This is a genomic window from Mixta sp. BE291, from assembly GCF_031457955.1.
Lineage (GTDB): Bacteria > Pseudomonadota > Gammaproteobacteria > Enterobacterales > Enterobacteriaceae > Mixta.
This window is the reverse complement of sequence record NZ_JAVDXN010000001.1, coordinates 431,555-451,304: the sequence shown is the minus strand read 5'-3', so window position 1 is coordinate 451,304 and position 19,750 is coordinate 431,555. Positions and strand designations below refer to the sequence as shown.

General features: G+C 53.8%; 23 protein-coding genes. 13 read left to right on the top strand and 10 right to left on the bottom strand.

Translation table 11 applies throughout. The annotated features are described in order from the left end of the window. Window positions 1–35 precede the first annotated feature (35 nt). Window positions 36–947: an AraC family transcriptional regulator gene (locus J2X14_RS02090; RefSeq protein WP_352409555.1), complete on the bottom strand. Its 912-nt coding sequence runs from the start codon at window positions 945–947 to the stop codon at window positions 36–38. A gap of 177 nt (window positions 948–1,124) precedes the next feature. Here J2X14_RS02090 and J2X14_RS02085 point away from each other — a divergent pair, with 177 nt between their 5' ends. After that, a complete protein-coding gene (locus J2X14_RS02085) occupies window positions 1,125–1,868 on the top strand; it encodes an SDR family oxidoreductase (protein WP_352409554.1) in 744 nt (247 codons plus the stop codon). A gap of 235 nt (window positions 1,869–2,103) precedes the next feature. Further along, window positions 2,104–2,673, top strand: a complete 570-nt coding sequence (locus J2X14_RS02080) for a C40 family peptidase (RefSeq protein WP_352409553.1) — start codon at window positions 2,104–2,106, stop codon at window positions 2,671–2,673. A gap of 70 nt (window positions 2,674–2,743) precedes the next feature. Here J2X14_RS02080 and J2X14_RS02075 read toward each other — a convergent pair whose 3' ends face one another. Then, complete coding sequence (locus J2X14_RS02075) at window positions 2,744–3,067, bottom strand: AzlD domain-containing protein (RefSeq protein WP_352409552.1); 324 nt, start codon at window positions 3,065–3,067, stop codon at window positions 2,744–2,746. After that, a complete protein-coding gene (locus J2X14_RS02070) occupies window positions 3,064–3,729 on the bottom strand; it encodes an AzlC family ABC transporter permease (RefSeq protein ID WP_352409551.1) in 666 nt (221 codons plus the stop codon). Before J2X14_RS02070 ends, J2X14_RS02075 begins: the two co-directional genes overlap by 4 nt. A 92-nt stretch (window positions 3,730–3,821) precedes the next feature. Between J2X14_RS02070 and J2X14_RS02065 the strand changes: the two genes are divergently transcribed. Continuing rightward, window positions 3,822–4,370 carry a helix-turn-helix domain-containing protein gene (locus J2X14_RS02065; RefSeq protein WP_352409550.1) on the top strand — a complete coding sequence of 183 codons (549 nt, stop codon included), beginning with the start codon at window positions 3,822–3,824 and terminating at the stop codon, window positions 4,368–4,370. Window positions 4,371–4,473: 103 nt separating this feature from the next. Here J2X14_RS02065 and umuD read toward each other — a convergent pair whose 3' ends face one another. Continuing rightward, window positions 4,474–4,893 carry a translesion error-prone DNA polymerase V autoproteolytic subunit gene (gene umuD, locus J2X14_RS02060; protein ID WP_352409549.1) on the bottom strand — a complete coding sequence of 140 codons (420 nt, stop codon included), beginning with the start codon at window positions 4,891–4,893 and terminating at the stop codon, window positions 4,474–4,476. A gap of 353 nt (window positions 4,894–5,246) precedes the next feature. Here umuD and J2X14_RS02055 point away from each other — a divergent pair, with 353 nt between their 5' ends. Continuing rightward, complete coding sequence (locus J2X14_RS02055; protein ID WP_502889930.1) at window positions 5,247–5,489, top strand: helix-turn-helix domain-containing protein; 243 nt, start codon at window positions 5,247–5,249, stop codon at window positions 5,487–5,489. A gap of 113 nt (window positions 5,490–5,602) precedes the next feature. Here J2X14_RS02055 and J2X14_RS02050 read toward each other — a convergent pair whose 3' ends face one another. Next, window positions 5,603–5,869, bottom strand: coding sequence for a DksA/TraR family C4-type zinc finger protein (locus tag J2X14_RS02050; RefSeq protein WP_352409548.1), 267 nt, complete (start codon window positions 5,867–5,869; stop codon window positions 5,603–5,605). A 126-nt stretch (window positions 5,870–5,995) separates the two neighbouring features. Continuing rightward, entirely contained in the window at window positions 5,996–6,139 is a 144-nt protein-coding gene (gene ymcF, locus J2X14_RS20980) for a cold shock small protein YmcF (RefSeq protein ID WP_502889956.1), read from the bottom strand. Between the two features lie 549 nt (window positions 6,140–6,688). On the opposite strand from ymcF, the gene J2X14_RS02045 reads away from it, so the two are divergent. Beyond that, entirely contained in the window at window positions 6,689–7,024 is a 336-nt protein-coding gene (locus tag J2X14_RS02045; RefSeq protein WP_352409547.1) for a hypothetical protein, read from the top strand. 35 nt (window positions 7,025–7,059) lie between these two features. On the opposite strand, the gene J2X14_RS02040 is transcribed toward J2X14_RS02045, so the two are convergent. Beyond that, window positions 7,060–7,407: a hypothetical protein gene (locus J2X14_RS02040; protein ID WP_352409546.1), complete on the bottom strand. Its 348-nt coding sequence runs from the start codon at window positions 7,405–7,407 to the stop codon at window positions 7,060–7,062. 688 nt (window positions 7,408–8,095) lie between these two features. Here J2X14_RS02040 and J2X14_RS02035 point away from each other — a divergent pair. Beyond that, complete coding sequence (locus tag J2X14_RS02035; RefSeq protein WP_352409545.1) at window positions 8,096–8,341, top strand: biofilm development regulator YmgB/AriR family protein; 246 nt, start codon at window positions 8,096–8,098, stop codon at window positions 8,339–8,341. A 9-nt stretch (window positions 8,342–8,350) separates the two neighbouring features. Here J2X14_RS02035 and J2X14_RS02030 read toward each other — a convergent pair whose 3' ends face one another. Further along, window positions 8,351–8,581 (bottom strand): DUF1272 domain-containing protein, encoded by a 231-nt coding sequence (locus J2X14_RS02030; RefSeq protein WP_352409544.1) that lies wholly within the window; start codon window positions 8,579–8,581, stop codon window positions 8,351–8,353. 145 nt (window positions 8,582–8,726) lie between these two features. Next, window positions 8,727–9,584, bottom strand: a complete 858-nt coding sequence (locus tag J2X14_RS02025; RefSeq protein WP_352409543.1) for a manganese catalase family protein — start codon at window positions 9,582–9,584, stop codon at window positions 8,727–8,729. Window positions 9,585–10,050: 466 nt separating this feature from the next. On the opposite strand from J2X14_RS02025, the gene J2X14_RS02020 reads away from it, so the two are divergent. The 7 genes from J2X14_RS02020 (at window position 10,051) to J2X14_RS01990 (ending at window position 18,249) form a co-directional block, all read left to right on the top strand. Then, on the top strand, window positions 10,051–10,584 hold the full coding sequence (locus J2X14_RS02020; RefSeq protein WP_352409542.1) for a hypothetical protein: 534 nt from the start codon (window positions 10,051–10,053) through the stop codon (window positions 10,582–10,584). Between the two features lie 214 nt (window positions 10,585–10,798). Next, window positions 10,799–12,709 carry an NAD(P)-binding protein gene (locus J2X14_RS02015; RefSeq protein ID WP_352409541.1) on the top strand — a complete coding sequence of 637 codons (1,911 nt, stop codon included), beginning with the start codon at window positions 10,799–10,801 and terminating at the stop codon, window positions 12,707–12,709. Beyond that, window positions 12,706–13,887 (top strand): cytochrome c, encoded by a 1,182-nt coding sequence (locus tag J2X14_RS02010; RefSeq protein ID WP_352409540.1) that lies wholly within the window; start codon window positions 12,706–12,708, stop codon window positions 13,885–13,887. The genes J2X14_RS02015 and J2X14_RS02010 overlap by 4 nt, the downstream gene beginning before the upstream one ends. A gap of 118 nt (window positions 13,888–14,005) precedes the next feature. Further along, window positions 14,006–14,266 (top strand): DUF2534 family protein, encoded by a 261-nt coding sequence (locus J2X14_RS02005; RefSeq protein WP_352409539.1) that lies wholly within the window; start codon window positions 14,006–14,008, stop codon window positions 14,264–14,266. A 173-nt stretch (window positions 14,267–14,439) separates the two neighbouring features. Then, window positions 14,440–15,489, top strand: a complete 1,050-nt coding sequence (locus J2X14_RS02000) for a Gfo/Idh/MocA family protein (protein ID WP_352409538.1) — start codon at window positions 14,440–14,442, stop codon at window positions 15,487–15,489. A gap of 71 nt (window positions 15,490–15,560) precedes the next feature. Next, window positions 15,561–16,157, top strand: coding sequence for a glutathione S-transferase family protein (locus tag J2X14_RS01995; RefSeq protein WP_352410119.1), 597 nt, complete (start codon window positions 15,561–15,563; stop codon window positions 16,155–16,157). Between the two features lie 526 nt (window positions 16,158–16,683). Beyond that, the gene (locus J2X14_RS01990; RefSeq protein ID WP_352409537.1) at window positions 16,684–18,249 is read left to right on the top strand and encodes a sensor domain-containing diguanylate cyclase; all 1,566 of its coding nucleotides are present in this window, start codon (window positions 16,684–16,686) and stop codon (window positions 18,247–18,249) included. Window positions 18,250–18,297: 48 nt separating this feature from the next. On the opposite strand, the gene J2X14_RS01985 is transcribed toward J2X14_RS01990, so the two are convergent. Then, window positions 18,298–19,527 (bottom strand): amino acid permease, encoded by a 1,230-nt coding sequence (locus J2X14_RS01985; protein WP_352409536.1) that lies wholly within the window; start codon window positions 19,525–19,527, stop codon window positions 18,298–18,300. Window positions 19,528–19,750: the final 223 nt, after the last annotated feature.

The following is a 19,750-nucleotide window of genomic DNA, read 5'->3' as shown; positions in this document are numbered from 1 at the left end:
ACGAAACATATATTATTACTCAGAGAACAGCGAGGTCAATGTTCGATGGCGGGTAATAACGCCAGCGCCTGTTTCATCCGGCGCGTCTCTTCCCCGGGGCTGCGGCCAAAGAAGCGGCGAAACTCACGATTAAACTGCGAAGCGCTTTCATAGCCCACCTGCAACGCGATTTTTGACGCCGGGATCTGGCTACGTATCATCATCAGCCGGGCCTGATGTAGCCTGACGGATTTGATGTACTGGATGGGCGAAGTATGGGTAATGGCTTTGAAATGCAGATGAAAACGCGGCACGCTCATGCCCGCCGTAGCGGCCAGCAGCGGCACGCTTAACGGGCTTTGCCACTGCTGATGGATATGGTTCAACGCGCGGGAAATGCGGCCAAAATGTCCCTGACAGGCGAGCGCCGCCCGGATAGCGCCGCCCTGCTCGCTCATTAAGACGCGAAAATAGAGCTCGCGCAGCAGCGACTTGCCCAACGCTTTCGCTTCCAGCGGCGATTGCAGCGCCAGCAGCAGCCGATGCAGCACATCCAGCAAAGGTGCATCCAGCGACGTGGCAATCATCCCTTCCGGCGCGGAGGGAATCGGTTTCCCCGCCTCTCCTACCAGCATCAGCAGCTCGGTCGCTAGCGCCAGGTTAAGCTTTACCGCAACCGCCAGCATTGGCTCTTCCGGCGTCGCTTCCGTTTCCGAAGAAAAAGGCAACGGCACGGAAAGCACCAGAAACTGCTGCGCATCATAGTGCCAGACGCGATCGGCGAGATAGCCTCTTTTGCGCCCCTGACAAACGATAATAATGCTGGGTTCATAAAGCACCGGCGTACGCTCAATCGGCCGATCCGCGCGCATAAAGCGCACCTCGTCCAACAGCGAAGCGGTGTAGCCTTCCTGCGGTGCCAGCGTCTGGAGCGCGCGGCAAATCTGCTGCTGTATGGCTGACATCATCCCGTTATCGTCCCGGCGGTTAAACGGCTCAGGCCATAGTAACCGCTTTTTATTGGTCAGCAACAGCGCTGCCGTGATAACGAGACAATCAGGCAATACTAAGCGAGGAATGGCGCTATCAGCGGCTGTGGGATGTTTTTAAGCTTAAGGCTCAACGATTCGATGGAGAAGCAAACCATGAGCCAGACAATTCGTGAAGCTAATAAAGTGATCATTCTGACCGGCGCCAGCAGCGGCATCGGTGAGGCTACCGCGCGCCTGCTGGCGGCTGAAGGCCATATGCTGGTGGTGGGCGCCCGGCGTACTGACCGTCTGGAAAAACTGTGCGCTGAACTGCGCGCTGAGGGCGCCAACATCGATGCGTTAGCGTCCGATGTGCTGGAGCGTAGCGCGTTGCAGCAGCTGGCCGATCTGGCGATGGAAAAATATGGCCGCATCGATGTGCTGATTAATAATGCGGGCGTGATGCCGCTGTCGCCGCTTTCAGCCCTGAAGGTTGAAGAGTGGGAACTGACGCTGGATGTGAACGTTCGCGGCGTACTGTATGGTATCGCGGCGGTGCTACCGGTCATGGAAGCGCAGGCGTGTGGACATATTATCAATGTCGCTTCAATCGGCGCGCATAGCGTTACGCCTACCGCTGCCGTGTACTGCGCCAGCAAATATGCGGTTCGCGCCCTCTCTGACGGCCTGCGTCAGGAGAGCGACAAAATTCGGGTAACGGTGATCTCTCCAGGGGTGGTGGAATCGGAACTGGCGGATATTATTAGCGATGACACGGCGCGCGAGGCGATGCGGGCATTTCGTCGCGTGGCGCTGCAACCAGAAAGTATTGCCAGAGCGATCTCTTATGCCATCGCCCAGCCTGATGAGGTTGATGTAAGCGAAATTATCGTACGTCCTACCGCCAGCCCTTACTAATCTCCCTTTCGCTGCCGGACGCAGGCCTCGCCTCCGGCAGCGCAACGCCTTTTCTTGCTGCCGGTTAAGCCGCAACAGGCAGCCAGCACACAGAAAACCAGTGAAAAGCTGCCGCTCAGCCCGATTTCAGTAAATTAACGTAACAATAAAAGGTTGGGGTTATGGATAGCATTTCTTTCCGTTATAAAACAGAATATTCAGAACCTTCCCCCTTTATATAGCGCGCTAATCTAAAATGAATCGCACACTGGCCCAAACGTTATTGCTTATCTCTTTTATTACCCTTGTGGGTTGTTCGTCATCATCCGGTAAAAAAACAGCAATGGCGCAGGAGCCGGTCGATGCCAGCAGCCTGCCTGGCGATCAGGCAGATTTGATTCCGGTGATTGCCGCCCTGCACGATCAAATGCATACCTGGCACGGCACGCCTTATGAGTGGGGCGGCACGAAGCTGTCTGGGGTTGATTGCTCAGGGTTTGTCTGGCGAACGTTAAAAGATCGCTTCAACTTACCGGTGGAACGGCTGACCACGCGCGACCTGATCCACATGGGCACCCATGTAAAGCCAAAGCAGTTGCGCCCTGGCGATTTGGTTTTCTTCCGCATCAATGGCGGCATGCATGTCGGCTTTTACGACACCGACCGCCATTTCCTGCATGCCTCCACCAGCAAAGGCGTGATTCGCTCTTCGCTGGACAATCCCTACTGGAAATCGGTTTTTTATCAGGCGCGTCGGCTGGATAAAGCCTATCAGTCGGGCATCAGCTTAGATGATGACGGCATCAAATTAAGCAAACGGAATTAACCGGCCTGCGGCAGTGGTCGTTTCTGCCGCCGGAATCTGAGGATTGCGTCTGTGACTTTGCCGCGCCGCTTTACATAACGCCAAAATAGCGCGTTACGGCGGTTACCAGCCCGGCGCTGATAATCACCACGATCAGCGGCGCTTTACGCCAGGCAAGAAACAGCGCTACCAGCACGCCCGCCAGCCGCGCGAACCCGGCAAACTGTTGCCCGGTAAACAGCGTGGCGGTAGCCGCCACCGCCAGCAGCAGCACAATAGCCGCATCGGATAACAGCATGCGGGTACCATCTGATAACGCCATGCGGCTGCCCAGCTTATAACCGATAAAGCGCATCAGCCAGGTGCCGGAAGCCAGCAGGGCGATCCCGCCCACCATCATGGTTGTCGACGTCATTTTCTGTTCCTCCACGCCAGCAGGCCCGATAAGGAAAGCAGCACCGGCATGCCCACCGGCACCCACGGCAAGGTCACCAGCGCAATGGTCGCGCCTGTTATCGCTGGAATGCGCACCCGCCGCTGCTGCAAGGCCGGAAAAATCAGCGCGATTAAGATGGCCGGAAATACCGCATCCAGCCCGATAGCATCGGTGTCCGGGATCCAGCGCCCTACCACGGTTCCCAGCATCACGCTCAGCGGCCAGCAGAAGGCGATGCCTAATCCGCACAACCAGTAGGCGGCCCGGCGCTCAACCTGTTTGCGCTGAGAAATGCCAAACACCACGCTTTCATCATTCATGATATGGCAGCCCAACCAGCTCAGGTATTTACGCCCTACCAGATCTTTAACGGCAATGCCAAAAGGCAGATGGCGAGCATTCACCAACAGCCCAGCCGCCGCGGCGGTAAAAGGGCTGCCGCCACCGGCGATAATGCCGATAAACATAAATTCTGACGCACCGGCCAGCACCAGTACAGAGAGTGTCATCGGAACCCAAAATGGAAAACCGTCGGCAATCGCCAGCGAGCCGTAAGAAAGCCCCACCAGCGCATCGGCCAGGCATACCAGCACGATCCCCTTCAGCACACTATTTTTGAGTAAAAAACGCCGCCGAACCATAACCCCTCTCCCATAACGAACAGATGACCGTTATAATGAACAGTTCAGGAACGTTTTACAAGACGAACGATCGTTCGATACAGGAAGAGCGCGTGACCCAACCGATTACGATTATTGCTGAAGGCCTGATCCGAGAGCGACAAAGAGCCGGACTCTCCCTGGCGGAGGTGGCACGACGCGCCGGGATTGCCAAATCGACCCTTTCTCAGTTGGAGGCGGGCAACGGCAATCCCAGTCTGGAAACGCTTTGGGCGCTGTGCGTGGCGCTGGATATTCCTTTTGCGCGTTTAATGGAGCCGCAGGTTAATCAGATGCAGGTAATTCGCCGTGGCGAAGGGCCAACCGTCACCGCCGAACTGGCCGATTATAAAGCTATTCTGCTGGCTACCTGCCCGCCTGGCGCGCGACGAGACGTTTATTTGCTGATGACGCAGCCTGGCAGCGAGCGCCTCTCCAGCCCGCACTCGTTGGGTTCGGTAGAGCATATTATTATCGCTCAGGGCCGGGCGCTGGTGGGGCTGACTCACGCCCCGGTAGAGTTGAATGTGGGCGACTATATCTCCTACCCGGCGGACCAGGAGCACCTTTTTCGGGCGCTGGAACCGGATACGCTTGCGATACTGGTTTCCGAGCAGAACTAAGCGCAGGCCAGGCGCGCACCAGCCTGGCCGGACGGCTCCTGGTTCGCCGCTTTGCCTGCGGTATTGGCTGCGAGCAAAATTAAGCACGGGCCAGGCGCGCACCCTATTTCACCGCTTTAATGGTAAATGTCACTACGCCAAAGATTTGCAGCCCTTCCTCGCTGTTCGGCACAATAGGACGCCAGGCCGCATTCATCGGCACCAGCTGCACCTGCGGCCGTAGCTGAAGCTTTTTAACCGTAAACTCCCCTTCCACCGCCGCCACCACGATATCGCCATGCTCAGGGGTAAGAGAACAATCCACCACCAGCATATCGCCATCGCTGATGCCGCCTTCAATCATCGAATCACCGCTGACCCGCACAAAATAGGTCGCGCTGGGGCGCTGCACCAGCAGATCGTTGAGATCGAGGCGTTGTTCAATATAATCCTGCGCCGGAGAAGGAAAGCCGCACGCCACCCGCTCAATAAACAGCGGCAGCTGCAAAATAATGCCCAGCTCGGCAGGCTTGATGAACTCCATAACCCATAATTCCAATGAATACTGTATATAAATACAGTAAACGTAACAGGCGCTTTTGATCAAGCGCAGCGGGAATATTTTTCAGAAAAACCGGTCGCGGTATTCCTTTCAGCTATTACGCTTTGCGTTGAAATTAAGCACAACGGCAGACAGCATATTATTTTGCCGCCTCGCCAGATTGCTGGTTTTTTCAGCATTGGCGGAAAATTTAATTTTGCTGAATCGGGAACATCACCCAAAAATTGTAATATCAATTCATTATAAAACCACAACCATTTAACCCGCCTTGACACCGGAAGGGTCCGTGTTAATGCTTAGGAAAAAACTTATTATAAATTGTTGTGGAGATTGCGATGCCTCTGAAAGTCCTGTCCATGCTCCCTGCCACCGGCGCAGCCATCAAAACCACACGTCAGGCGGCGGGCCTGACGCAAGCGGAAGCAGCAGAACGCTTTGATTACAGCCTGCGCGTATGGCAAAAGAAAGAGTCAGAAGCGGAAGCGGGTAAAAACGGTGGGCTTAGCGCAGGTGAATATGAACTACTGCTGCTGCTGGCGGGAAAACATCCCGATTATCTGCTGACGCCCAGAAAATAAGATGCGTAACCTGACCAACGCCGCCGACTGTATCAGGGCGGCGCAAAGCAGCAGCGTGCTGATGGCACCTCATGCATAACCGTCGCCGGGCGATCGCCTGGCCACATAGCGGGTTAGCGTAGCTGGCTGTCTTTACTGCCGCGACGATTATACAGACTGAGGTTTTTTTGTTGTTTATCCATTTCTGTCTGGCAGGCGAGGCAAAAACGTACGCCTTTTAGCGCTTTACGTCTTGCCTCAGAAATTTCCTCACCACACTCCTGGCAGAAGCGTTCACTTTCGCCCTGCCCCAGCGCCTGGCGCACCCGTTCTACGCCATCGTTGATGGTGCTGTTGATCTGGTCATTTACGGCTTCATCAGAAGCCCAGCCGCTCGCCATGATTTTCTCCTGATCCGTTGATTAAGATTAAATATGGTTGCAGGTGCCCCACACTTCAAGTCACACAGCACTTAACAAGGTGCTGAGAAACCGCCGTGTTCAATAAGGACAGTAACAAGAGATGATTCAGGCAGCCTGCGGCACCCGATAGCTTACCAACATGGGAGATTTACAAAAGATGCAGATAGCACCGTGGGGATTACGCATGGAAACATCGAACAAAGAGATACGGCACTGATGCCCCTGACAACGCGAGCATCGATATTTGATAGTTAGAATAAAAAAACCTTAATATTTGCTGAATGATTAGTCAGCTTAGCACCCTTCATTCGCGCTGTCTGCGGTTGACCGATTTTTATTTTTTTCATCCTGAACAGCGCAGCGCAAATTTCTGAAGGTTTCCCTGGTGTTGCAGCCTGATGGCTTTTTTTCTCCGCCCAACAGCATCACACTGTGGCAGGTTTGCGTTGCCGTGGACGTTAACTGCTGCGACGCCCCGTACAACCAACGCTGCCTATATTCCGTTAAAATAATTTATGTATCAACTCTCTTAAAGTACAGGTACCCCCACTTCTCAGAACATTCCTGTTTTACTTCTCATCACCTTTTGCCCTCTTCACTCGCCCATCGCCTGACTCAGCAAAAACTTATTTCATTTCGCAAAATAATCAATAAGTTAAATCAAAAGCACTAAAAAGTTGCGAAAAATTAATTAATTTCTAAAAATAGCAGTAAATTCTGACTATAATCTGTGTAGCAGAGTCGAGACTCTTTTACTCAAAAAGCAGGATTTTTTTGTTGCCGTTTTATGGAGCAGTTATGGTTTGGTATGTACTTGACTCTATTGTCAGCCCTGATTCAGATACCGTTTTTTCGCTGGTAAGCTCGCCTTACAACCTGAAGTTCGTTTTATGGTACGACGCAGAAAGGTACTTATTTCCCGGAGATAAACTGGAAACATCCGATCAGGGCATGATTATCAATGGCGATATCCAGCCTGTCACCATCCTTGATGTTTCCATTTTTCGCACCCTCTATTGGCAGAAACTTCATGCTTATAATCAACATTGCCCGGGCAACAATCATCAGGCCAAAACTGTCTGCACTTATCAACATAAGTGTCGAATAAAAAGGTGCCCTTTTACTGCCCACTAAGGCAACGTTAAATACGGTACATTAAAGATAGCGTTTTATTGCGCCATGGCTTTTTCTAATCCATACGGACAACGAGCAAAGCGACAGACTGCGGGACAATCACAGCCTGATGGCTTATGTATGCCATTTGCCGGGCATCTTGTGCGTTTAGATAACAGTGACCAGTTGGCCCGATTAAAAGGAAACACCGTAAGAACATTGATGTCACTGACGACACCATTAACCGCTAATTTATCGCCTGCTGAAGATAATCTATCGCCAGACTGAATGATTGTCTCTCCCTGATACCAGATAATTAACTTTAGATTTTTATCTGTAATCACACCGCTAAAAATCGTCCCTGTTAAAGGGCACATCAGCGAGTCCATAACGTTGTAATGCATGCCACCCTCTCATCGATAACGCAAAAACCCATTGTACATCCGGTGGTTATAAACTTATCACCCTAATGAAACCATGTTTAACCATGAGTGAAATAATATTTCACCCGACTAATGGTTGAAAGGAAAATTCTTATTATTTTAGTTAAATTAAACAAACAATAATCAATAAGAGGTTTGCTCAGCTAACTTTAGATAGCTTAGAAACAATGACAATTGGATACATTGATTGACATATTACAGATAACATTATTTATATGACTTCTTTGCATTGTTTTCGTTTTTTTAAAAACAAATAACATTTGTTTTATATATTGCCTTTTTTAGCGATGATTTAACATCTACCTAAAAAACACCAGGAAAAAACAACATTTGCTTTAATTGCGAGGTCAATATTAAGTTAGCTATTACTAAGTTAGCTAAGCATTATAGATAAAAATGATTAACGGGACATATAAATGACCATGAAAACAGGTCTGACCACACAAAATGATAAATAGCAAAATGGATAAATATTCATTTTCCGATATAACTTCAGCAATGCAAAACAAGCAAAAGAGACCACAGAAACTTACCTGACGAATAAGAAATATCGCGCCCCGACTTCAGGCCCTATCTTTTTTACGGGCATTTCTCTTTTGATATCGTATATTTATTCTCAAGGAAGCATTATTTTTACAGGAGATGAGCCGTGAACCCTACCCCAGGTATTGAAACGCAAATTGTTGATTATTTTAAGCAGTCTCAGGAAAAACAAAAAAGCCATGAGGCGGCTTTGCGCACGCTAATGGAGCACATTTCCAGTAAGAAGAAAGGACGCGACGAAAAAAAGATCATTGCAGGACTATTAGAAAACATTGAAACCGAAAAGGACACCGTTCGGCTACAGATCTATCGCCAGGCGCTGGAGTTATTATTGCGTGGCGACAGATGTTAACGCCTCGTGTTAACAGGGTGAAACCACTCTTTTTGTCGCGGCCGGATTGTTAATGAGTTTATCAACTGGCCTGACGGGTCGGCGTACCAGTTCGCCCTTGCAGTTCGGACAGCGCCCTGCCAGCCGCGTTGTGGCGCAGCTGTGGCAGAAAGTGCATTCAAAAGAGCAAATCATTGCCAGCGTTGATTCCGGCGGCAGATCGCAATCACAGCATTCGCAGTTAGGTCTTAATTCCAGCATAGCGGCCTCTACAGGGCGGACGTTGAACATGATCAGAGATTGGCACAGAGCGGGCGCAAAAGGAACTAGCAGTTATTTTCCAGTAAAAAATAAGGCCGCCTGACGGTGGCCTTCTGCAGCTCAGATAAGAAGCGAGTTAAAACACTTATTTCACCGTGCCGGTGGGCGGTACCGCGCCAGAGATCTGCTCACTCTGCGCGCCTGACCCCGGACGGGCTGGCCCCAGCAGAGGCTCATCGCCGAGAATTTCAGGTTGTTCTTTAGCAGAGAACTGCCCTTTACCATCATAAGCCGGGCCTTCGCTCCAGCGACCTTTCGGTAACGGTTTATCAAGCGAGGTATTCAGGCAGTAGTAGGCGTGCTCTGACGCTTCATTCTCCTGCGGGAAGCTGTTAGGAATCGGCAGCGAGGCATTCAAGCCGCCCATATCTTCAATCACCGCCAGCCACTGCTGTTGGTGCATGGTATCGCGGGCAATCAGGAAGGAGAGGAAATCCTTCATGCCTTTATCTTCCGTCATGTTATACAGTCGCGTAGCCAGAACGCGCCCTGTCGCTTCGGCAGTGACGTTCGCCAGCATATCTGCCGCCACGTTACCTGAAGCATAAATATGGCTCATATCAAAAGGCATGCCGTTGGCATTTACCGGCATCGCCGCCAGACCTGAAGAAAGAATATGACGCGGGTTCATGCCGCCAAGAATGGCGTTAACCACGGGATCTTTGGCTGAGGCTTCCTGATAAGAAAGCGGCGCACCTTCAAGATTCAGCGCGACAGCATGGGCCAGCATTTCGATATGACCCAGCTCTTCCGTGGCGGTGGACATCAGCAAATCTCTGATACGCGCATCGCCACGCGCCCCCATCGCCTGGAAGAAATACTGCATTGCCACACGAATTTCACCTTCCACACCGCCGATAGCCTGTTGCAGCAGCATCGCGAATTCTGGATCGGCTTTCTCTACTCGTACCGGGTACTGCAATTTTGATGAATGATGAAACATACATCCTCCGTTCTTGCCTGGTGGGTTAAAACGCCAGATCAAGCCTGGAAGGTGTTTATCCATAAATCAAATAACAACAATAAACATTCGCATTTGACAATTGCCGTCTCTTTTTTCCTGCACGCTTTTCCCTTTGGAGAATAATGTCAATTTTCGTAAAAGTTAGCGCCATCTTTTCACGTTATCGCGCCTTTTAGCTGTCTGGTTGCGGCGTAATGCTGAAACCAAAACCAGCATGGCGCACCACGCTATTTAAGGAATTTCCTATCAAATCGAAAGGTTTAACCATGGGTGCTTGCCCCTCGGCTTGTTAACTGTCAGATGCGCTTTTTATGCCGCTAAAAAAGAGACCGGCGTATCAGCCAAAGCGGGACTGGTACTCCTCGCGGTTCGTTCTATGCTGATAATAAGGCCAGCGCCACCTGCCGCCTGCGCCTCATAATAAAATCGATTCAGGAGATAACCCATGAACATTGCATGCCTGGGCTGGGGTTCGCTGCTGTGGAAACCCGAGCCGCTGCCGGTCAGCGAAGAGTGGCACGCCGATGGCCCCTTTTTCCCGATTGAATTTTCCCGTGTGGGCGACAAAGGCGAACTGGCTACCGCCGTCTGCCTTAATGCGCCGTTGGTTCAGGTTTTCTGGACATTGCTGGCGGTTGATACGCTGGAACAGGCATGTGAAGCGCTACGCCAGCGCGAGCAGATCCCGCCAGATCGCGTCGATGGCGTTGGTATGCTGATAACCCAGGGAGCCACTGTTGGGCCGCTAACCGAATGGGCGCAGCAACGCCAGATTGATGCGGTGATCTGGACGGCGCTGCCGCCGCGTATGGCGCATAAAGAAGGTTTAGTCCCCACCATTGACGATGCCATCGCTTACCTGCTCAGCCTGGAAGGCGAGCAGCGTGAACATGCGCGTCATTATCTTGAGCAGGTGCCGCAGCAGTTAGATACGCCTTACCGCCGCGCTATCAGCCAGCAAACGGGCTGGGGTGAATAAATCCGGCACGCCTGATTATTTTTAATCGGGCGCCTTTTCTCCTGCCAGGCCAAGCCCGCTCACAATCCTGTTACGCTAACCCATTCTTTTACTTGACCCGACGCCGCTTATTTGCAGAATAGCCCGGCCTTCGGATCAGCCTCTTTCTGCCCGTAGGTTACAACAGCTGGCGGGCCGCCGACGATCCGCCCACAAAAAATAAAAGGAAGCCAATATGGGCATTACCCGTCGCGATTTTCTCAATGGCGTAGCGATTACCGTTGCTGCGGGCCTGACGCCGGGAGAGATCCTGCGTGCCGCGCCGCAAACCGCACAACAGACGCTCCATTACCCGCCAGGCCTGACCGGCTTACGCGGCAACCATCCCGGCTCGTTTGAGCATGCGCATCTGCTGGCGCGCGACGGGGGAAAATTTAACTTTGCCGCTTTGCCGGTCGAAGAAGAATATGATCTGGTGGTGGTGGGCGCGGGCATCAGCGGTTTGGCTGCCGCCTGTTTCTGGCAACAGCTGAAAGGCAAACAGCAGCGCATCCTGCTGCTGGACAACCATGACGATTTCGGCGGCCACGCCAAACGCAATGAGCTGAAAAGCGATAACGGCACGCTGCTCGGCTACGGCGGCAGTGAATCGTTGCAGTCGCCACGCTCTAATTTCAGTCCGGTGGCGATGGGCCTGTTAACGTCGCTTGGCGTCAGCATTGACGGGCTGGAACAGGCGTTTGATAAAACCTTCTATCCCGATCTGAATCTGAGCCGCGGCGTTTATTTTGACCGACAGAACTTTGGCGTCGATAAGCTGGTCAGCGGCGATCCGGGCCGGATGGTGGCGGACGATATCCCACGCGATCGCCTGAATGGCCGCCCTTACACAGAATTTATCGGTGATTTTCCGCTGCCGGAAAGCGATCGCCAGGCGCTGATTGCGCTACATACCGTCAAAAAAGATTATCTGCCAGAGCTGAGCGCGGAAGAAAAAATTAACTGGCTCGATACGCACAGCTATACCCAGTTCCTGCGGGAAAAAGTGGGTCTGAGCGAAATGGCTATCCGCTATTTCCAGCAAACCACCAGCGATTTCCAGGCGGTAGGCATTGATGCGACCTCCTGTAGCGATGCGCTTATTTGCGATCTGCCGGGTCTGGACGGAATGAATCTGCCGCCGCTGGATGCGGAGTCGCTGGCGGATCTGAACGATCCTTATGTGTTTCACTTCCCGGACGGTAACGCGACGCTGGCGCGCCTGATGGTGCGTCATCTGATTCCACAGGTCGCGCCGCCGGGCAAAGATATGCACGATATCGTGCAGGCCCGGTTCGACTATTCGCAGCTCGACCGTTCTGCCTGGCCGGTGAAGCTGCGCCTGAGCAGCACCGGTTTGCATGTGGCAAACGTTGGCGAGCAGGTAGAAGTAAGCTATATGACCGGCGATAAGCTGCGTAAAGTGCGCGCCGGGCAGGTGGTGATGGCCGGTTACAATATGATGATCCCCTATCTGGTGCCGGAAATGTCGCCGCAACAGCAGGAGGCGCTGAAGCAGAACGTTAAATCGCCGCTGGTCTACAGCAAAGTGCTTATTCGTAACTGGCAGTCGTTTGTGCAGCTCGGCGTACATGAGGTTTACTGCCCCACCGCGCCCTATTGCCGCGTGAAGCTCGATTACCCAGTTGATCTCGGCGGCTATCAGCATCCGCGCGATCCCAACCAGCCGATGGGGCTGCATATGGTGCATGTCCCGATTCTGCCAGGCAGCGGACTCAGCCCGCGCGAACAGGCCCGCAAAGGGCGCGCGCAGCTGCTGGGCACCTCGTTTGCAGAGCATGAGCGGATGATCCGCGAACAGCTACAGGGCATGCTCGGCAGCGCCGGTTTCGATCATCAACGCGATATTCAGGCGATTACCGTTAACCGCTGGTCGCACGGTTACTCCTACTTCCTTAACGGCCTGTTTGATGACGAAGAAGAAGCGCAGAAAATTATCGACACCGCGCGTCAGCCGGTAGGCAACATTACCATCGCCAACTCAGATTCAGACTGGAGCCCGTACGCCAATTCCGCCATCGATCAGGCGTGGCGCGCCGTCAATGAACTGGTCAGCGGCCAGGCGGCGAAGAAGGAGGAAGCATGAAACAGACTCTCTCGGCGTTTGCCCTGCTCGTGGCGTTAACCGGCAGCGCGCAGGCGATGTCGGCGGGCGAATATGTCGCCAAAGCGGGCGATTGCACCGCCTGTCACGGCGAGACGCTGGCGGGCGGCATGAAATTCACCACGCCGCTGGGCGATATTTATGCCACCAATATTACCCCGGACAAGCAGCACGGCATTGGCAATGATTCCTTTGCTGATTTCGAGCGGGCCATGCGTCAGGGCGTAGCGAAAGATGGGCATCACCTGTATCCGGCGATGCCCTACACCGCCTATGCGAAAATGAGCGAGGCGGATATGCGTGCGCTGTATGACTATTTACAGCATGACGTCGCGCCACAGCCGCAGGCCAACCGCGCCAGCGATATCCCATGGCCGTTATCGGTACGCTGGCCGCTGGCGATCTGGAATCGCTTGTTCCATCAGGAAGCGCGCTGGCAGCCTGATACGCAGCAGAGCGCCGCATGGAATCGCGGCGCTTACCTGGTGCAGGGCGCGGGCCACTGCGGCAGTTGTCATACGCCGCGTGGCTGGGCGATGCAGGAGCAGGCGCTGGACAACAGCGATGCGCGTTATTTAAGCGGCGCCGAGCTTGACGGCTGGTATGCGCCGTCGCTGCGCGGCCTGCCTGCGGAGCGGGTAGTCAGCCTGTTAAAATCCGGACGCAGCGCCCATAGCGCCGTTGCCGGGCCGATGGGCGATGTGGTCAGCCACAGCACGCAATATCTGAGCGATAGCGATCTGCAGGCTATCGGCAGCTATCTGCGCAGCCTGCCGCCGGTTACGTCCGTTGCCGCGCCTGCCCGCCCTACCGCCGCCGTGATGCAGTCAGGTGCGCGCACCTATGCGAAGTATTGCGCGACCTGCCACGGTGGCAAAGGCGAAGGCGTGGATAACACCATTCCGGCCTTAACCGATAACGCTGCGCTGATAGCGGATAACCCGCTGACCGCGCTGCGTGTGGTGCTGGAAGGGGCGCAAACGCCGATCACCGGTCAGGAGATGGCGCAAAAAATGCCGGGATACGGCTGGACGCTTAACGATAAGCAGGTGGCCGATCTGATGAGCTATCTGCGCGGCAGTTGGGGAAATCAGGCTGCGCCGGTAACGGAAGAGCAGGTGCGCGCAGCGCGTAAATTAGCAGCCGGGCACGCCAACTAAATCGATATCGCGAGGGGATGACGATCGTTATCCCCTTTTTATCCCTTCCCCTTCCCGGACGTTGTATACTCGCTTAACGGTTAGCATGGCCGCAGTTATTCCTGAAAAGAGGCTCTGTATGTTCCCTGAAAGATTAAAAACCGCCGAGGGCAAGAAGTTTCTGCTTTCGGTGCTGGTTGTTTTTATCATTGCGCTGGCAATTCTTATTCGCGCCACTATTGGCGGCGTTATTGAGGAGTACAATCTGCCGCTCTCTGACTGGACGACGCAAATGTATATTTTGCAGGGCGCCATGGTGGTGGTTTATACCACTGTGATTACGCTGATTTTTTCCCTGCCGCTGGGCTTCTATTTCCTCGGCGAAAAAGAGACGCATTAACCCCCTTATCGGTGACAGCTGGCCGCAGACTTGCATTGCGCCAGCTGAGGTTTTCCTTTATCAAAGCGGGAACATTTGCCGCGCGCGCTTTTTATCGTGCTTTCATCACACCGTTGGGTTGATGCGCCGCCGGTACGCTAAGATTATATAATCTTAACGAAAAAGGAGTGGTTATGTTCCCTTCCGTATTGCCTGTTGCACGCTACCCCGAACGCAAAGCCATCCCTTCCCTGCGCTGGGCCATTATCGGGCCCGGCTGGATTGCCGACCATTTCGCCAGCGCCTTAACGCAGCACACCGATCAGCAGCTGGTAGCAGTCTGTGGGCGGCGCGCGGAAAAAGTGCGCGATTTTGCCCGGCGCTGGGATATTCCGCACACCTATACCAATGCGGAGGAGCTGCTGGCGCAGGCTGATATTGACGTTGTTTATATCGCTACCCCGCACAACCATCACTTCCCTGATGGCATGCAGGCCCTGCGTGCCGGTAAGCATGTACTGATTGAAAAACCGCTGGCGCTGAACGCCACCGAAGGCGCAGCGTTACAGGCGGCGGCACGCGCAGCGAACCGCTTCTGTATGGAGGCGATGTGGTGTGACTTCACGCCCAAATATGATGTGTTGCGCCAGCTGCTGGCCGATGGCGCATTAGGCGAGCTGCATACGCTGATTGCCGATCACGGCGAATTTTTTACGCCCGACCACCGTATTTTCAATCCGGCGCTGGCGGGCGGACCGATGCTCGATCTCGGCAGTTACCTGGTTTCATTCAGCATGATGATCGGCGGCGCGCCGGAAAGCATTATGGCACAAGGCCAGCCAGCGCCGGGCGGCGTCAACGGTCAGGCCTCCATGCTGTTTACCCATGCACAGGGCATGCATTCGGTATTGAATACGACGCTGTTCAGCAATACGCCGGGGCGCGCCACGCTGGCAGGGCGTGACGCCACGCTGTTGCTGGACGGACAGTTTTATGCGCCCGGTAACTTTACACTGACCGCCAGTCAGGGCAACAAGGTGCTGCGCTGGGAAGAGCCTGCAAACCGATATAGCCAGCTGACGCATGAGGCCGAGCATGTCGCCTGGTGTATCGGCCAGGGGCTAACAGATTCGCCGATACGCCCGCTTGCCGCCTCGCTGCTTACGCTTGCCACCATGGATGAAGCGCGCCGTCAGTTGGGTATTGTGTTTAACGAAGAGCAACCACCGCGCAGCACGTTGTGAATGGCGCATTATGGTTTGCTGCGTTAGCCTGTGCTGAGGTAACGGAAAAACAGACATAAAGGAGACAGACGCTGAAAATTTACACTTATCCTAAAAGCCGCTCGCTGCGCGTATTGTGGACGCTGGAAGAGATAGGCATGCCGTATGAATCTGTTCGCGTCGCTTTGACACCGGGAGAACCCGGTATCAGATCGCCCCACCCCCAGCGTAAAGTTCCGGTGCTGGAAGATGGCCCATTTTTCCTCGCCGAAACGCTGGCTATCTGCAAATTTATTTGCAGTAAATATGCCGCGCGCGTGCTTTATCCGGTGCAGGCTGACGAGCAGGCAATCATCGATCAATGGTTAAGCTTTGCCATCACGGAACTGGAAGCGCCCGTCTGGTTACTGCTGAAGCATACGCGGCTGCTGCCGGAGTCAGCGCGGGTTGCGGCGGTTGCCGAGGTCGCGGCGGCCGATGCGCAGGCCTCGCTGCGTCTGCTGTCGCAGGCTCGCACCGATCGCTGGATTGCCGGAGAAAACTTTACGCTGGCCGATATTTTCCTCGCGCATAATTTGTCGTGGGCGCAGGCTGCGGGTCTAACGCTTAGCGAACCGTTAAAGAATTATATGACGCGCTGTTTTGACCGCCCCGCAAGCCAGCGAGCGTTAGAAACCAATAACGGTTAAACTTCCCCGGAAGGCGCCATCGCTTTCCTTTCCATAATGGCTGGTCAGATATTTTTACTTCAATGCGCCACGATAGCAGGAAATGAATAAACGAATAACGCTATGGAGAAAGTCATGACGCTGAAAAAATTGATGTGGTTACTGGCAATAGCCGCCAGCTTTACCGCTGCGATCCACGTATCCGATAGCCTGATTGACCACCAAATCACTGAAATGGCAGAACAGGAATAGTGATGTTTTGTTGACGCGCTAAAGTTCCCCTTTGGCGCGCCGATAGTCATCAAGCCTGACGAGAGGATGCAGATTCTGCGCAACTCATCAGGCAACTCATCACTGACGTAATCTTGTAAGCTGCTTGCCGGTATCGCTACCGGCTCTTCGGAAATGTCCAGCCCGCCTCGCGCGGGCTTTTTTATTGCGCTAATACGCCCTTGTTCACTGCGGAATCTGAGTTTATCGCGGCGGCTCTGCCGTAAAAACATAAGCTGTGCTTTACTTAACAGAGACACCTGGAGCAAAAAGAGCGATGAAAATTAGCGAGAAACTTTCCGGCGCGTTTGTTTTGCACTCTTCGCTTGGCAGAACCATGGCGATATTTATGCTGCTGCTGTTGACGGCGGTGCTGGTGGTCAGCGCCTGGACGCTCGATCGCTCCTGGGCGCGCAAACTGCAGGATACTGAAAGCAGCGCGGTTAACCTCTCGGTTTCGCAGGCGCGTCAGGCGGAAGATACCTTTTTACAAACGGAGATCACGCTGCGTGCGATTCAGCGCGATATTCCGCCCGACGGCCCGGCAGCGGTAAATAAAGCGGCGCTCAGCGCGGTGCTGACAGAAATGAAAAGCGGCCTGCCGCATCTTAACGGCCTGTTTGTCTATGATGCGCAGGGAAACTGGGTAGCCACCGCCGCTGCGAACACGCCAGCCAATATGAATAATGCCGATCGGGAATATTTTATCTATCATCGGGCAAATCGTCATGGCAGCCTGCATATCGGTCATGTGATCCGCAGTCGGTTAACCGGCGATTTGGTGATCCCGGTTTCAATGCGCCTGAACGATGCGGCCGGTAGTTTCGCGGGCGTCGCACTGGCCACGGTGCGGGTTGACTCTTTTCGCCGCTTCTACAGCTATTTTGAAATGGGCGATGGCGATCTGCTGGCGCTGCTGCTGGACGACGGCACCGCCCTGTATGTGCGTCCGTTCCCCGACTCGTTTATCAATCGCAGCCTCTCAGCCAGCCCCTTATTTACCACGCAGCTGGTGCGTGCGGATCGCGGCAAAGGCACCTGGAACTCGGCGCTGGACAACAAGGTCCGTATCTTCGGCTATGCGCGTTCCGGGCAATATCCGCTGATTGTGGCGGCCGGTTTTGATAAATCCGCGCTCTGGTCGCAATGGGTACATGACAGCATGCCGGATCTGGTGCTGAACGGCACGCTGCTGCTGATCATTATTTTGATCGGCGCGGTGGTGCTGCGCCAGGTACGAACGAATGTAGAAAACCAGGTGGAGCTGACCACACTGCGCGATGAGCTGACCACCATCAATCAGAGTTTGCAGGCGCTGGCTATGCTGGATGGCCTGACCGCGCTGGCGAACCGGCGTCAGTTTGACGTTTTTCTGGCGCAAAGCCTGAAGCGTTCGTCCATCAGCGGCAGGCCAGTGGGATTAATTATGATGGATATCGATTTTTTCAAACGCTACAACGACACTTACGGGCACGTGGCGGGCGATAACTGCCTGCGCCGCGTAGGCGACGCGTTAAAAAATCTGCCGCTGCGGCAAACGGATTTAATTGCGCGTTACGGCGGCGAGGAGTTTGCGATTGTTCTGCCCGACGCCACGCTTGATGCCGCCTTGCGCATTGCGCAAACGGCGGTGGACGCGGTGCGCGAAGCGGCGATTCCCCATGAAAGCACCGAGCTGGCCGAGGGGGTCGTCACGCTGAGTGCGGGCTGCTTTGTGCTGGTCGGCAGCGATGCCGCACAGGATGCGCAGCGCATTAAAGAAGGCGCCGACCATGCGCTCTATCAGGCCAAGCATAGTGGCCGCAACCAGGCGATAAGCAACGCCGCCGCCTCTCTGACGTAATAACCGAACCTCACGGCGGAACGCATCCCCTCACGTCCCGCAGCGCGATCAGATCATTGAATAGAGCAGCGCGGAAAGCGTGGCAATCCCGCCAGCTAAAATCGCCAGTGCCTTGCCACCGCGCAGAAACGCCAGCGACGGCTTGTTATAAATCAGCCACGCGGGGATCAGAAACAGAATAATGGCGATCAGCGGGCCGCAAAATGCCTCAATTAACGTGATCACGTTTGGATTTTCATAAACGATCAACGAAGTGACGCCATACATGACCAGCATCGCTGCCGCCTGGCTGTATTTGCGGCCTTTATCGCTGCGGCAGTTAAACAGCCTGACGGTAAAGTCGCTGAAGGTTTCCGTAACCGATAACGAAACGCCGAGAAAGGATTTTGTCATGCCGACAATGGCGATAAAAGGCGCGACATAAAACAGTATCCCCGCGCCGCCTGGAGAAGAAATAACCGACAGCACGTTCAGGTTTTTCTCTTTCGCCTCAATAAATGTCGTGTGTGGAATGCTCAATACGCAACTGAACACGAAAAAGATAATGCTGAAAAATATCGCCAGATAGGCCACTTTGATTACCCGGTAAACCTGCAGCTTATCGCGCGATTCCTGATAATCGGCCACCAGCGGAGAGATAATCGGCGCACAGCAAAAAGAGAAGGTAATAAGCGGCAACGTCAGCCAGATATTTTTAAAGGTGTTTTCAACAGAGGCGTCGGGCAGCGCATCCAGCGCATCGGTAACGTTACTCCAGCGCCAGTGCGGGATCTGTACGGCGGCAATCGCAATAATGGCGATGGCAAAAGGCAACGCCAGCGTGCCTAATGTGCCCACCACTTTGCTACGCCCTTTGCTGAGAATGCCGAACAGCACAATCATACACAGCAGGGTAAGCAGCCCTTTGTTGAGGCTGGCAAGGTGAAGGTGTTCTACCAGAAAGTTATCCAGCGCATTAACCAGCGAAATCCCATAAACCAGCATCACTGGATAGAAAGCCACACAATAAAGCAGCGTCATCAGCCAGTCACCGCGCGGCCCAAACCAGCTACTGAGCGCAGGCAAGCGCTGCGGCGTGGCTTCGCTCATATAGACGCGCCCCAGCACCAGATGCGGCAGCAGTGAGAGCGGTAATCCCAGCAGCAGCATAATAATAAAAATAACCGGGCCGCGCGTGCCAATCTCAATCGGCAAAAAAAGCGTGCCCGCGCCCACCGTGGTGCCATACAAACCTAACGTCCAGACCGTATCCTGGAGTTTCCAACCCTGCTGTTTCATAAAAGACCTACAAAAATAACCTATCCGAAACCAAACAACACAAACCCCGACGCGTTGATTTAAGCGCTTTAATAAGGCGTAACGGGGTCAAAGCCAGCAGCACCGCAACCATAGCCGGAATTCGACAGGAGAGAGAAAGGTCTGCGCATGAGATTCTATCAGAAAAGGCAACGTGAGGCCGTATGGCAGACGCGCCAGCGGCCCTCATTGCGTGCTATTCAGG